Here is a 12,626-nt window from a genome sequence, read left to right as displayed (position 1 = left end):
GATCCCTCCCAAGACCTGTCGAATTGAACATATGTTTAATTATAACGAGGGCTGCGCAGGGCGCAAGCGGTCTGCGGGGGCCGAAACCCCCGCAGAAGATGGATTATTCCATCGGTTTGAAGTTGAACTCGCCGCCTTCTTTAATTCCGCTCGGCCAGCGCGAGGTCACGGTTTTGGTGCGTGTGTAGAATTTGAACGCATCGGGGCCGTGCTGGTTAAGATCTCCAAAGACGGATTTCTTCCAGCCGCCAAAGGTGTGATAGGCCAGCGGCACAGGGATTGGCACGTTGATGCCGATCATGCCCACGTTGATGCGGTTCGCGAAATCGCGCGCCGCATCCCCGTCACGGGTAAAGATCGCGGTGCCGTTGCCCATCTCGTGATCCATCGCAAGGCCAAGCGCCTCTTCGTAGGTTTTGGCACGCACAGTGGACAACACGGGGCCGAAAATCTCGTGCTTGTAGATGTCCATGTCTTTGGTGACGTTATCAAACAGGTGCGGCCCGACAAAAAAACCGTCCTCGTAGCCCTGCAATTTAAAGTCACGCCCGTCGACAACCAAGGTCGCGCCCTGGTCGATGCCGGTTTGAACCAGACGTTCGATGTTGGCCTTGGCCGCCGCTGTCACCACAGGGCCGTAATCGACATCCTTGCCCGATGTGTATGGCCCGACTTTCAGCTTTTCGATGCGCGGGATCAGTTTTTCGATCAAACGGTCGGCTGTTTCATCGCCCACAGGCACGGCCACGGAAATCGCCATGCAGCGTTCGCCGGCAGCACCGTAACCGGCACCGATCAGCGCATCTGCCGCTTGGTCCAGATCGGCGTCCGGCATGATGATCATGTGGTTCTTGGCACCGCCAAAGCATTGAACGCGCTTACCATTCGCACAACCCGTGCCATAGATATATTCGGCAATCGGGGTGGAGCCGACAAAGCCCACGGATTGAATGACAGGGTGGTGCAGGATCGCGTCGACCGCTTCCTTGTCGCCGTTGACGACCTGAATGATACCTTTGGGCAGGCCTGCTTCTTCCAGCAGTTCGGCCAGCATCAACGGAACGGACGGGTCACGCTCGGATGGCTTGAGGATAAACGCGTTGCCGCAGACGATGGCAGGGGCGAACATCCACATCGGGATCATCGCGGGGAAGTTGAACGGCGTGATGCCGGCGGAGACACCCAAAGGCTGGCGCATGGAATACATGTCGATGCCGGGGCCGGCGCTGTCGGTGTAGTCGCCTTTGAGCAATTCAGGCGCGCCGATGCAGTATTCGACCACTTCAAGGCCGCGCTGTACGTCGCCAGCGGCATCGGGCAGGGTCTTGCCATGCTCACGGGAAAGCGCTTCGGCCAGTTTGTCCATGTCGCGGTTCAGCAGATCGACGAATTTCATCATCACGCGGGCGCGGCGCTGCGGGTTCACGGCGGCCCAGGCAGGTTGTGCGGCCATGGCGTATTTCACGGCCTGGTCCATCTCGGCTTCGTTGGCGAGGGGGCATTTGGCCTGAACTTCGCCTGTCGCAGGGTTGAAAACATCGGCAAAACGGCCTGACGTGCCTTTGACATGTTCGCCGTTCAGATAATGGGTGAGCTCTTGCATGGGAATCCTCCGGTTATGTTTGTGGGCACGATAGGCTTGCAAAAATGATTGGGAAAGGGGCATGAAGTCAAAACTGTTTTGCATTTTTGCAAGACGGCCCTGCGGGATTTGACGGCGGAAGGGGGCCAGCCCCCGTCCTTCGGACTCCCCCGGAGTTTGTTTGGCAAAATGAAAAGGGAGAAGCGGCGATGTTGGGGAATTGGGATGACTTGCGTCTGTTTCTGGCCGTTGCGCGCGAACAAAGCCTGTCGGGGGCGGGCAAGATCTTGCGGCTTGATCCGGCGACCCTGGGGCGGCGCATGGCGCGGGTGGAAAAGGGATTGGGGGTGGTTCTATTTGTGAAATCGCCCACCGGATATGCCTTGACCGAGGCCGGGGTGCAGTTGTTGGAGCGGGCAGAGGCGGCCGAGCAGGCCATGCGCGTGGCCACAGCCGAGGTGGCCGAGCCGTCCGACAGGTTGCGGGGGCAGATCCGGATCGGGGCGCCGGATGGCTGCGCGAACTACCTGTTGCCGCAGGTCTGTGCACGGCTGATTGCGGCTAATCCCGAATTGGATATCCAGATTGTTGCCTTGCCGCGGGTGTTCAACCTGTCGCGGCGTGAGGCCGATATGGCGATCGGGGTCAGCGCCCCCACGGCGGGGCGGTTGGTGGTGCAAAAGATCACCGATTATCAACTGCATCTGGCCGCATCCCGGACCTATCTGGATGCAAGCGCTCCGATCCGGACCCCCGCCGATCTGCAGGGGCACCGGTTGGTCGGCTATATCCCCGACATGATTTTCGACCGCGAGTTGGATTATCTGACCGAATTGGGCATGACCCGCGTTCCCTTGGCGTCCAATTCGGTGTCGGTGCAGGTGAATATGATCCGGCAGGGTGGGGGCGTTGGAATCGTTCATGATTTCTGCCTGCCTGCCACCCCCGGCGTGACGCGTATTCTGACATCCGAAGTCAGGTTAAGCCGCGCATTTTACCTGATCCGGCATGAGGATGACCGCCGGAATCAACGGTTGAGCCGCTTTGCAGAGGAGTTGGCGCAAGGGGTGCGGGCAGAAGTGGTAAGACTTGAGGCAAATACTTGACAGGCAACAGTATTAAAGGGAACCTAGGGTCCAGAGCAATAATATTGCGGAGGGTTCCAAAATGCTTGTGTCTCAAATCCTGAAAACCAAGGCGGATGACAGTGTTACAACGGTCAAGCCGGATATGCTGATCGCGGAGGCTGCCAAGATGCTGTCGGACAAGCGGATCGGTACGTTGGTCATCTCGAGCGATGGCAAATCACCCGATGGCATTCTATCCGAGCGCGATATTGTACGCGAGCTGGGGCGTCAGGGTGGGTCCTGTCTGAATATGACCGTTGAGAGCCTGATGACACGCAAGCTGGTGACCTGCACCAAGGACGAGCGGTCGGACGCTATCCTGAGCAAAATGACCGAAGGGCGGTTCCGGCATATGCCGGTTTTGGAAGACGGCGCGTTGATCGGGCTGATTTCGCTGGGGGACGTGGTCAAGGCCCGTTTGATGGAGCTGTCGATGGAAAAAGACGCCCTTGAGGGGATGATCATGGGGCATTAGCCCCCACGTCTCTTTCCCATTATCCAAATAGGCCGTTGCATTTCAGGCGCTTAAGTGTTTGCCTGCCGCGGAAATTACGACACAAGAAGACTGGATTTCCCTATGCGCGTTGGCCTTTATCCCGGCACCTTTGACCCGATCACCCTGGGCCACCTTGATATCATCCGTCGTGCCGCGACATTGGTCGACAAGCTGGTCATCGGCGTTGCGATCAACCGTGACAAAGGCCCGTTGTTCGAGCTGGAAGAGCGCGTTGCCTTGATCAATTCGGAATGTGCGGCCCTGTCAAAAGAGACCGGCACCGACATTGTGGTGCACCCGTTCGAGAACCTGCTGATTGATTGCGCCCGTGATGTCGGCGCGCAGATGATCATTCGCGGGCTGCGGGCTGTCGCTGATTTTGAATATGAATATCAGATGGTTGGCATGAACCGTAAGCTGGATGACAGCATCGAGACGGTGTTCCTGATGGCCGAGGCAGAACATCAGGCGATTGCAAGCAAGCTGGTCAAGGAAATTGCCCGGCTTGGCGGGGACGTCAGCAAATTTGTGACGCCCGCCGTCAATGCCGAGCTGAAGAATCGTTTCTCCAGGGGGTAGCCCCTAGAGGAATTTCGCGATCACGCGGGATGTATCCAGCATCCGGTTCGAAAAGCCCCATTCGTTATCATACCACGCCAGAACGCGCAGCTGTGTGCCGTTTTGAACCGAGGTCTGGTCGGTCGCTACGACGCAGGAATGGCTGTCGTGGTTCAGGTCGATGGACACCAGCGGTTTGTCGACCATGCCCATGATGCCCTTGAGGGCACCTTCGGATGCGCTGCGCAGCACCTGGTTCACTTCTTCCACAGTCACCTTGCGCGCAACTTCGATCACCAGATCGACGCAGGACACGTTCGGTGTCGGCACGCGGATCGCGGTGCCGCCGATCAGACCGTCAAGTTCCGGCAGAACCTTGCCCAAAGTCTTGGCCGCACCGGTGGTGGTGGGGATCATCGACAGGGATGCAGCACGGGCGCGGTACAGATCGCTATGGGCTGTGTCATGGGTGGGCTGGTCGCCGGTAAAAGCGTGGATCGTTGTCATGTGGCCATGCACAATGCCGAAGGCGTCGTTCAGCGTTTTGGTCAGCGGGGCCATGCAGTTGGTGGTGCAGGATGCGTTGCTCATGACCGTGTCATCGGCATCAAGAATGTCGTGGTTCACACCGTAAACAATTGTTTTCATGGCGTCTTTTCCGGGGGCCGAGATCAGGACCCGTTTCGATCCGTTCGCAAGATGCTTGGCGGCACCGTCGCGGGTCACAAAAATGCCGGTGCATTCCAGCGCGATGTCCACATCGCCCCAGGGCAGGGCCGCGGGGTCACGCTCTGCTGTGACGCGGATCGGCCCTTGGCCCACATCCATGGTCCCGTCGCCCAAGGTTACCGGACGGCCATAGCGGCCATGAACGGAATCGAATTCAAACAGATGTGCGTTTGTCTCAAGCGGGGCCAGATCGTTGATTGCGACCACTTGCAGGTCGTCGCCCCCTTGTTCCATCAAGGCGCGCAGCACGTTGCGGCCAATGCGGCCAAAGCCATTGATTGCGAGTTTCGTAGCCATTGGGGCGTCCTCCTGAGTGTGATAGCGCTAACATCGCGATAAAACACTGAAAGTCAACCGAAGCGGGGATAATCAGGGACGGGATTGTTGAAAAGACGGGTAAATGCGGGACGCAAGTTTCCGATTAGCGCCAGAAAGCGACCCATTCGATCAGGTCCATGAACTTTTTCGTCAGAAAGATCAGGTGTTCAGTGCCGAAATAAAACGTGTCCACAACCAAACCGATGGTCAGCAACGCCGCCAAAACCAGGGTGATCGGGGTGTTCATTTTGCATCTTCCTTGCGCGGGGCCCTGACTTTAAACGACAGGACCCCAGATATGACAGGGCAAGGCGGGGGCTGCAAGACTTAGCCAAGTTTGCCCATGGCGACGGCAACATCGGCCATGCGCACAGAGAAACCCCATTCGTTATCGTACCACGCCAGCACGCGCACCATGCGGTCTGCGACGACCATGGTTTGATCGGGGGCAAAGATTGAACTTTCTTCGGTGTGGTTAAAGTCGATGGAGACTTTCTTTTCGGGATCATAGCCCAGAACGCGTTTCATCGGCCCTTCGGCGGCGGCACGCATGGCGGCGTTGACTTCGTCGACGGTAACATCGCGCGAGGCACGGAAAGTAAGATCAACCGCGCTGACATTGGGGGTGGGCACGCGCATGGCGGTACCGTCCAGCTTGCCCTTGAGCGCGGGCAGAACTTCGCCCAAGGCAGCCGCCGCACCGGTGGAGGTGGGGATCAACGCCATGGCCGCCGCGCGGGCGCGGTACAGGTCATCATGGCGGCGGTCCAGCGTGGGCTGGTCGCCGGTATAGCTGTGGATCGTGGTCATGATGCCATATTCGATGCCGAATGCATCCTGCAAAACCTTGGCCATCGGTGCCAGGCAGTTGGTGGTGCAGGACCCGTTTGAAATCATCGTGTCCGAGGCCTGCAATTCATGGTCGTTCACGCCGTAAACGATTGTGCGGTCGACGTTTTTGCCCGGTGCCGACAGCAGCACACGTTTTGCGCCGCGCTCAAGATGCACCTTGGCCTTTTCACCGTCGTTGAATTTGCCGGTACATTCCAGAACCACATCGCAGCCGTCCCAGTTCAGCTCTTCCATCTTGTAGGTCGACATGACCTCCATCGGGCCACGGCCCAGATCAAGCGTGCCGTTGCCGACTTTTACCTCGTTTGGAAAGCGACCATGGACGGAATCGTATTTGATCAGATGCGCTGCTGTCTCGAGCGGGCCTGTTGCGTTGATGCGAACCACTTCGATGTCATCGCGGCCCGACGCTGCGATATGTGACAGGGTGCAACGGCCAATCCGGCCAAATCCGTTAATACCGACTTTGATGGTCATGGGGCGTCCTTTGAAAAATACGGGTGACGTTGCGCGCTCTATAACGGCAGCTAGGCCGTGACTGAAAGGGTAAAAGCTTATAATTTCCGTATGTTAGCGTTAACCAGGGATGTTAGCGGTAAATGTCACAGGGTGTTTGCCTTCGCGGGCGACTGGGTTAAGTTTACACCTGACTGAATTGGAGAATTTTGATGAGTGGTTTACTGGCGCTGTTGGACGATGTCGCAGCGATTGCCAAGGTGGCGGCGGCAAGCGTCGATGATGTGTTCGGCCAGGCTGCCAAAGCCAGCGCCAAAGCTGCGGGCGCGGTGATCGACGATGCGGCCGTGACGCCGAAATATGTGCACGGTTTCGAGGCCAAGCGTGAATTGCCGATCATCTGGCGGATCACCAAGGGATCGTTGAAAAACAAGTTGGTGTTTTTGCTGCCGGCAGGTTTGCTGCTGTCGAATTTCGCGCCTTGGGCCATTCCGCCGCTGCTGATGTTGGGCGGTGCCTATCTGTGCTTTGAGGGGGCCGAGAAAGTCGCCCATGCCTTGGGGGTTGGCGGGGCAGGGCACGAGGAATACCCCGGCAAGGAAGAAACGATAGAAGACCCCGCTCATCTCGAAGAACAAAAGGCCCAAGGTGCGATCAAGACCGATTTCATCCTGTCGGCCGAGATCATGACGATTATCCTGTCCAACCTTGCAGTCACGAATTTCTGGATGGAAGCGGCGGCACTGGCTGCGGCTGCGGTGATGATTACCGTGGCGGTCTACGGGTCGGTGGCGCTGATCGTTAAGGCCGATGATGTGGGGCTGTACATGGCGAAAAACGGCAACCTTGGCCCGACGCGGGTCATTGGCCGTGCGGTGGTGCGCGGTATGCCGAAATTCCTGACCACCCTGACCATTGTCGGCACTGCGGCGATGCTGTGGGTGGGCGGTTCGATCATCATCCACGGCATGGAGGTGTTGGGCTTTGACACCTTGGGCCACCTGATCCATGACGCGGCTGCCTATGTCGGCCACCTGGTACCCGCGAACTATACCGGCGCTGTCGAATGGATCGCCAAGGCCGCGATGGACGGCGTGTTCGGGCTGGCCCTTGGCCTGATCCTGATCCCCGTGGGCGAGAAAATCGTCACCCCCCTGTGGCGCGCCGTGTTCAGCGGCAAAAAGAAAGACCCCGCAGCGGTCTAGCGATCTGCGGGGAGTGGTGGGTGTGGGGAACGGCGGGTGTGAGCCGAATGCAGACCTTGATCGTTTGGTGTTTTCGGCCAGGGTTTCGGCAGATAGACGCAACAATACTAGATGAGGTCAGTTACTCCGAAGATCAAAATGCAACCGCTGGCGGTCCCTAGCCAAAACAGGGCAACCAAGGCTACCCGCCATGGTTTCGATCTGACACCCGAAACAATCAGACAAGAAGGTATGTACCAAAGGACCGAGAGAAGCGCCCCGAGAAAGACGAACAGTACAAAAAACAAAAAGGACTCAGGCAGTAGTGCAATCGCGAGGCCGATAGGAACAATCGGCATAAACTCTGCATTCCATATGTGCATGGTAAAACCCAGAAATGCTGCAACAATCAGCCGGCCCCGGTTGGGTTTCAAAACCGACCCCATTCGGCGGCGGTTCGCCATGAAAAGGACAAGGATCGCCGAGACCGCCAGCCCGAAAGTCAGTGATAGGAGTGCCGCGCTAAGAGGTTCAGGAACGAAGAACATTCTTGGAAGATTGCTAAGCCGTGGCATCCGATAGAAAACGTAGACAAACCAGACGGGCAGGCCGATTGCGAGAGACAACAGGATCGCTCGTTGCACTGGCTTCAAGGGTGCGCGTCTGTCCATGAGTCTGCAGCTCCCAATGGGCGTGACCAACATGGTCTGGCACTTTTAATCCTAGTTTAATTAGCTGACAGAGGACAGAATATTCATCTTGTCGCCGCAATGATCGCGAAAGTCCGTTTGGACAACTCAGCAAGGGTCTTTGATGAACTGACTAGTTCGGTAGGCAGCTTTGTCCGCTCACCAGACATAGACAGGCTCCGCGAAACCTCTTGCGTGCACACTCCCGAAGAACTCTGTGAAAGCTTCACGTCCTCTGCGATCCTTTGCAGAATAGGGCTGCGTGTTGCAACTGCACCATTTAATGCGCAGCGGTCTAGAACAACCTGAAAACGCAAAAGGGGGCCATCGCGGCCCCCTTTTTTAATCTCTGAACGCGAGGCCGGGTTACAGCAGCGCCTTGGCTTTGTCGGCGACGTTCTGTGGCGTGATGCCGAACTTTTCGAACAGCTCTTCTGCGGGGGCAGAGGCACCGAAGCGGTCCATGCCGACGAAATCGGCCTTGTTCCATTTGCCGCGCTCGCCTGTGAGCCATTGATCCCAACCCTGACGCACGGCAGCTTCGACGCCGACACGCACCGGGCCTGCGGGCAGAACCTTGCGGCGGTAGGCTTCATCTTGCTCGGCGAACAGTTCCATGCAGGGCATGGACACAACGCGGGTGCCGATGCCTTGCTCTTGCAAGATATCACGCGCTTTGAGGGCGATTTCGACTTCGGAACCTGTGGCGATCAGGATGACCTGACGTTTGCCTTCGGCATCGGCCAGCACATAAGCACCCTGTTCGGTGAGGTTCTTGTTCTTATGCTCAAGACGCACGGTCGGCAGGCCCTGACGGGTCAGCGACAGCACCGATGGGGTCTCTTTCGACGTCAGCGCGATTTCCCATGCTTCGGCGGTTTCAACCGTGTCGGCGGGGCGGAATACATAGGTGTTGGGTGTCGCGCGGCTGATCGCCAGATGCTCAACGGGCTGGTGTGTCGGGCCGTCTTCGCCCAGACCGATGCTGTCATGGGTCATGACAAAAACGGTTGGTATTTTCATCAACGCGGCCAGACGCATGGCAGGGCGCGCATAGTCAGTGAAACACATGAACGTGCCGCCGTAAGGGCGCACGCCGCCGTGCAGCGCCATGCCGTTCATCGCCGATGCCATGCCATGTTCGCGGACACCCCAATAGACGTAACGCCCACCACGGTTGTCGATGTCGAACACGCCCAGATCGGCGGTCTTGGTGTTGTTGGACCCGGTCAGGTCAGCCGAACCGCCCACGGTTTCGGTGTACAGCGGGTTCAACACCTCGAGCGTCTTTTCGCTGCTGGCGCGGGTGGCCAGTTTGGGGGCGGAATCGGAGATCTGCTTTTTGAACGCCTTGATGGTGGCGGACAGTTTCTTGGGCGCGTCACCGGCCAAGGCGCGGTTGAATTCCTCGCGCTTGGTGCGGGACATGGCGTCGAAGCGCTCTTCCCAGTCTTTGCGTGTCTGCGCCCCGCGCGATCCGATGGCTTCCCATGCGGATTTCACATCGGCGGGCACTTCGAACGGGCCGGTTGTCCAGCCATAGGCGGCTTTGGCAGCGGCCATCTGGTCGGCATCGGTCAGGGCACCGTGGCCCTTGGAGGTATCTTGTGCCGCGTGACCCAAGGCGATGTGGGTTTTGCAGGCGATCATCGATGGCAGATCGGAAGCGCGCGCCTCGGTCAGGGCGGCGTCGATTTCGGCGGGGTTGTGGCCGTCGATTTCGACGACATGCCAACCGGCGGCCTTGAAACGGGCCACCTGATCCACGGTGTCGGACAGGGTGACGGGGCCATCGATGGTGATGTTGTTATTGTCCCACATCACGATCAGCTTGCCCAGCTTGTGACGGCCGGCCAGCGCGATTGCCTCGTGGCTGATGCCTTCCATCAGGCAGCCGTCGCCAGCGATCACATAGGTAAAGTGATCGACGATTTTCTTGCCGTATTGGGCGCGCTGGATTTCTTCGGCCATTGCAAAGCCCACGGAATTCGCAATCCCCTGACCCAAGGGGCCGGTGGTTGTTTCAATCGCATCGGCCAGGAAATTCTCAGGGTGGCCCGCAGTGCGCGCGCCCATCTGGCGGAAATTCTTGATCTCTTCGAGGGGGAATTGCGCATCGCCCACCAGGTACAGCAGCGAATAGATCAGCATCGATCCGTGGCCTGCCGACAGGATGAAACGGTCACGATCCGGCCACAGCGGGTTGGAGGCATCGAATTTCAGGTGCTTTTCAAACAAGACGGTCGCGACGTCCGCCATGCCCATCGGCATACCAGAGTGGCCGGAATTGGCGGCGGCAACGGCGTCCAATGTCAGGGCGCGAATGGCGGTCGCTTTGGACCAATGCTCAGGATTTGCTTTCGCAAGTGCGTTCAAGTCCACGGTGGCTGCTTCCTTATCAGGGGGAGGTTTGAGGTTGCCGGATCAATACCAGCCACCCCGCAAAGATCAAGGGCAACCGCCCTTGCTATTTTCCCGCATGAAAAGCCTGCCGCAAGGTGTTGTTCTTAAAGGGGCAGTATTTCATCCAGCGTTTGGGTAGGATTAGCTGCAACAGCGTTGACCACCGATTCGATGGTTGGCAAACTGCGACAATTGATTTGCGAGGGACATTGGGCATGAGCGACATAGAAGAATTGCAGGGCCGAATTCTGGCTGCGATGGAACGTGCGTCGCGCGGATTGGAGAAACTTGGCACGGCCAAGGAAGGCATCCCCGACCTGTCACAAGAACTGGAAGACGAACGCCTTGCCAATGCGCAGCTGACCGAGCGTGTCAAAATCCTCAAGCAGCGGCTCGTGACCGAAACCGCAGAGGTGCAGGCCACGCTGGACGCCGCACAGGCCCAGCTGGCACAAACGGAGGAGGTCCAAGCCCGCATGGCCAAGCTGGATGTCGAATTGCAGCGGGTGCGCCGGGCCAATGCGAAATTATCCGCAGCCTGCGCGGCCTTGCGTGATGCAAACCAGGAAGGCGTCGGCGATCCTCATCTGATCAACAAGGCCATGCTTGCCGAACTGGACGCCCTGCGCGCCGCCCGCACCGCCGAAATCGCAGAGGCAGACGCGATCCTGTCTGCCCTTACCCCTCTCGTTGAAGCCGCGCAGGAGAACGCCTGATGCCCGAAGTCACTATTTCCATCGGCGGTCGCCAGTTCGAAGTCGCGTGCCAGGAGGGCGAGGAAAGCTATCTGCACGCCGCCGCCAAGATGCTGGACGACGAGGCACAGGTCTTGTCCGATCAGGTCGGGCGGATGCCCGAGGCGCGGATGTTGTTGATGGCAGGCCTGTTACTGGCCGATAAAACCGCCAGCGTCGAAGACCAGATCAGCGAAGTTCGCGCGGAACTGGCTGAACGCGAAGCCGAACTCGAAGGTTTGCGCAATGTGGTGGTCGAACCCGAACGCATCGAGGTGCCGGTCATTCCGCAATCCGTAAACGACGGGCTGGCCGAAATGGCCGCCCGCGCCGAAGCATTAGCCCAAGAGATTGAGGACAAGGCTGCGGGTTAACCCTGAGCCAGCACCACATAGGCGGCATAGCCCAACAGCAAAACCGCGCCTGTCCGCCGCCCGATCACCGCCCGCTTGAGCAGCAGCGCGGTGATCAGCAGCGACACCGCGATCATCACGGGCAGATCGAAGCTCACGAAACGATCGGCAACGGGGATCGGCTTGATCACAGCGGTGACGCCCAGAATACCCAAGACGTTAAAGATGTTGGACCCGATCACATTGCCGATCGCGATTTCTGACTGACGGCGGAACGCGGCGACAACGGATGTGGCCAATTCGGGCAGGGACGTGCCAACCGCCACGATCGTCAGCCCGATAAACGCCTCGGACAGGCCCGCGTCACGGGCGATGGAAACCGCCCCGTCGACCAGAAACCGCGCCCCCAAAACCAGCGCGACGAGCCCGGCAATGATCCAGATGACCGACAGGATGGCGTTGGGTTTCGGGCTGTCGTTGCCGATATCTTCCGCCACATCACCGGGCTGTAGATAGGCCCAAACCAGATACCCGATCAGCCCGGCCAGCAGCCCTGTACCCGCGACCCGGCCAATTTCCCCCATCAGGAAAACCGGCACCAAGGCAAGAGTTGCAGCGATCATCACACCGGTATCGCGGCGCATCGTGGCACCGGACACACGGATCGGCCAGACCAGCGCCGTGACCCCCATAATAAGCGCGATATTGGCGATGTTGGACCCGACAATATTGCCCACGGCGATATCAGGCACGCCACGCCACGCGGCATTCACAGACACCAGCAATTCAGGGGTCGAGGTACCAAACCCCACCACGGTCAGACCGATCAGCAGGGGCGACATTGCCAGCCTTAGCGCGATACCGACGCTGCCGCGCACCAATGCGTCGCCGCCCAGAAACAGGCACACAAGCCCGGCCGCAACATAGATGTAATCCAAAATGACAATTCCCGGGGCAATCCATCCGCCCGCAATTCAGATAAGGATCGGCGGGCCATGGGTACAAGGGGGGGAATGGGGGTGGCCAAAATAATTATCGCCACGGCAAAGCGAGGTAACACGCTGCAAGTTTTTTTGGGGGGGCAGATTGGGGGGGCCAGAAAAGTGGAAAAAAAGGGCCGGCGCGTCTGTCGCGCCGGCCCCCGT

At 58.6% G+C, this 12,626-nt stretch carries 13 protein-coding genes; 6 read left to right on the top strand and 7 right to left on the bottom strand.

All coding sequences use genetic code 11. The features are described 5' to 3' along the window. Nucleotides 1–103: 103 nt before the first annotated feature. Nucleotides 104–1,603 carry a CoA-acylating methylmalonate-semialdehyde dehydrogenase gene (locus tag HGT1_RS11700; RefSeq protein ID WP_176250115.1) on the bottom strand — a complete coding sequence of 500 codons (1,500 nt, stop codon included), beginning with the start codon at nt 1,601–1,603 and terminating at the stop codon, nt 104–106. A 188-nt stretch (nt 1,604–1,791) separates the two neighbouring features. Between HGT1_RS11700 and HGT1_RS11695 the strand changes: the two genes are divergently transcribed. From HGT1_RS11695 to coaD, 3 genes are all read left to right on the top strand, one after another. Then, nucleotides 1,792–2,688 (top strand): LysR family transcriptional regulator, encoded by an 897-nt coding sequence (locus tag HGT1_RS11695; RefSeq protein WP_176250114.1) that lies wholly within the window; start codon nt 1,792–1,794, stop codon nt 2,686–2,688. Between the two features lie 61 nt (nt 2,689–2,749). After that, nucleotides 2,750–3,184, top strand: a complete 435-nt coding sequence (locus HGT1_RS11690; RefSeq protein ID WP_176250113.1) for a CBS domain-containing protein — start codon at nt 2,750–2,752, stop codon at nt 3,182–3,184. Nucleotides 3,185–3,286: 102 nt separating this feature from the next. Then, nucleotides 3,287–3,784, top strand: a complete 498-nt coding sequence (gene coaD, locus HGT1_RS11685; protein WP_176250112.1) for a pantetheine-phosphate adenylyltransferase — start codon at nt 3,287–3,289, stop codon at nt 3,782–3,784. Nucleotides 3,785–3,787: 3 nt separating this feature from the next. On the opposite strand, the gene gap (HGT1_RS11680) is transcribed toward coaD, so the two are convergent. The 3 genes from gap (HGT1_RS11680) to gap (HGT1_RS11670) all read right to left on the bottom strand — a co-directional run bounded on the left by gap (HGT1_RS11680) (nt 3,788) and on the right by gap (HGT1_RS11670) (nt 6,139). Continuing rightward, nucleotides 3,788–4,789 carry a type I glyceraldehyde-3-phosphate dehydrogenase gene (gene gap / locus HGT1_RS11680; RefSeq protein WP_176250111.1) on the bottom strand — a complete coding sequence of 334 codons (1,002 nt, stop codon included), beginning with the start codon at nt 4,787–4,789 and terminating at the stop codon, nt 3,788–3,790. 124 nt (nt 4,790–4,913) lie between these two features. After that, on the bottom strand, nt 4,914–5,057 hold the full coding sequence (locus HGT1_RS11675; RefSeq protein WP_176250110.1) for a hypothetical protein: 144 nt from the start codon (nt 5,055–5,057) through the stop codon (nt 4,914–4,916). An 80-nt stretch (nt 5,058–5,137) separates the two neighbouring features. Beyond that, a complete protein-coding gene (gene gap, locus HGT1_RS11670; protein ID WP_176250109.1) occupies nt 5,138–6,139 on the bottom strand; it encodes a type I glyceraldehyde-3-phosphate dehydrogenase in 1,002 nt (333 codons plus the stop codon). Between the two features lie 191 nt (nt 6,140–6,330). Here gap (HGT1_RS11670) and HGT1_RS11665 point away from each other — a divergent pair, with 191 nt between their 5' ends. Then, entirely contained in the window at nt 6,331–7,323 is a 993-nt protein-coding gene (locus HGT1_RS11665) for a DUF808 domain-containing protein (protein ID WP_176250108.1), read from the top strand. Between the two features lie 107 nt (nt 7,324–7,430). On the opposite strand, the gene HGT1_RS11660 is transcribed toward HGT1_RS11665, so the two are convergent. Both HGT1_RS11660 and tkt read right to left on the bottom strand, forming a co-directional pair. Continuing rightward, on the bottom strand, nt 7,431–7,973 hold the full coding sequence (locus HGT1_RS11660) for a hypothetical protein (protein WP_176250107.1): 543 nt from the start codon (nt 7,971–7,973) through the stop codon (nt 7,431–7,433). Nucleotides 7,974–8,357: 384 nt separating this feature from the next. Continuing rightward, the gene (gene tkt / locus HGT1_RS11655) at nt 8,358–10,373 is read right to left on the bottom strand and encodes a transketolase (protein WP_176250106.1); all 2,016 of its coding nucleotides are present in this window, start codon (nt 10,371–10,373) and stop codon (nt 8,358–8,360) included. Between the two features lie 236 nt (nt 10,374–10,609). On the opposite strand from tkt, the gene HGT1_RS11650 reads away from it, so the two are divergent. Then, nucleotides 10,610–11,110, top strand: coding sequence for a hypothetical protein (locus tag HGT1_RS11650; protein WP_176250105.1), 501 nt, complete (start codon nt 10,610–10,612; stop codon nt 11,108–11,110). After that, entirely contained in the window at nt 11,110–11,502 is a 393-nt protein-coding gene (locus HGT1_RS11645) for a cell division protein ZapA (protein WP_176250104.1), read from the top strand. The genes HGT1_RS11650 and HGT1_RS11645 overlap by 1 nt, the downstream gene beginning before the upstream one ends. Here the strand turns inward: HGT1_RS11645 and HGT1_RS11640 are convergent. Further along, nucleotides 11,499–12,419 carry a calcium/sodium antiporter gene (locus tag HGT1_RS11640; protein WP_176250103.1) on the bottom strand — a complete coding sequence of 307 codons (921 nt, stop codon included), beginning with the start codon at nt 12,417–12,419 and terminating at the stop codon, nt 11,499–11,501. The genes HGT1_RS11645 and HGT1_RS11640 overlap by 4 nt on opposite strands. Nucleotides 12,420–12,626 lie beyond the last annotated feature (207 nt).

This window comes from Sulfitobacter sp. HGT1 (assembly GCF_013282155.1).
In the GTDB taxonomy this organism is placed as follows: Bacteria; Pseudomonadota; Alphaproteobacteria; order Rhodobacterales; family Rhodobacteraceae; genus Sulfitobacter.
This window is presented reverse-complemented; position numbering and strand designations above follow the sequence as displayed.

Bases quoted from the DNA above. Each gene is read 5' to 3' on its own strand.
- HGT1_RS11700 (WP_176250115.1), bottom strand. From the start codon at position 1,603: ATGCAAGAGCTCACCCATTATCTGAACGGCGAACATGTCAAAGGCACG.
- HGT1_RS11695 (WP_176250114.1), top strand. From the start codon at position 1,792: ATGTTGGGGAATTGGGATGACTTGCGTCTGTTTCTGGCCGTTGCGCGC.
- HGT1_RS11690 (WP_176250113.1), top strand. From the start codon at position 2,750: ATGCTTGTGTCTCAAATCCTGAAAACCAAGGCGGATGACAGTGTTACA.
- coaD (WP_176250112.1), top strand. From the start codon at position 3,287: ATGCGCGTTGGCCTTTATCCCGGCACCTTTGACCCGATCACCCTGGGC.
- gap (WP_176250111.1), bottom strand. From the start codon at position 4,789: ATGGCTACGAAACTCGCAATCAATGGCTTTGGCCGCATTGGCCGCAAC.
- HGT1_RS11675 (WP_176250110.1), bottom strand. From the start codon at position 5,057: ATGAACACCCCGATCACCCTGGTTTTGGCGGCGTTGCTGACCATCGGT.
- gap (WP_176250109.1), bottom strand. From the start codon at position 6,139: ATGACCATCAAAGTCGGTATTAACGGATTTGGCCGGATTGGCCGTTGC.
- HGT1_RS11665 (WP_176250108.1), top strand. From the start codon at position 6,331: ATGAGTGGTTTACTGGCGCTGTTGGACGATGTCGCAGCGATTGCCAAG.
- HGT1_RS11660 (WP_176250107.1), bottom strand. From the start codon at position 7,973: ATGGACAGACGCGCACCCTTGAAGCCAGTGCAACGAGCGATCCTGTTG.
- HGT1_RS11650 (WP_176250105.1), top strand. From the start codon at position 10,610: ATGAGCGACATAGAAGAATTGCAGGGCCGAATTCTGGCTGCGATGGAA.
- HGT1_RS11645 (WP_176250104.1), top strand. From the start codon at position 11,110: ATGCCCGAAGTCACTATTTCCATCGGCGGTCGCCAGTTCGAAGTCGCG.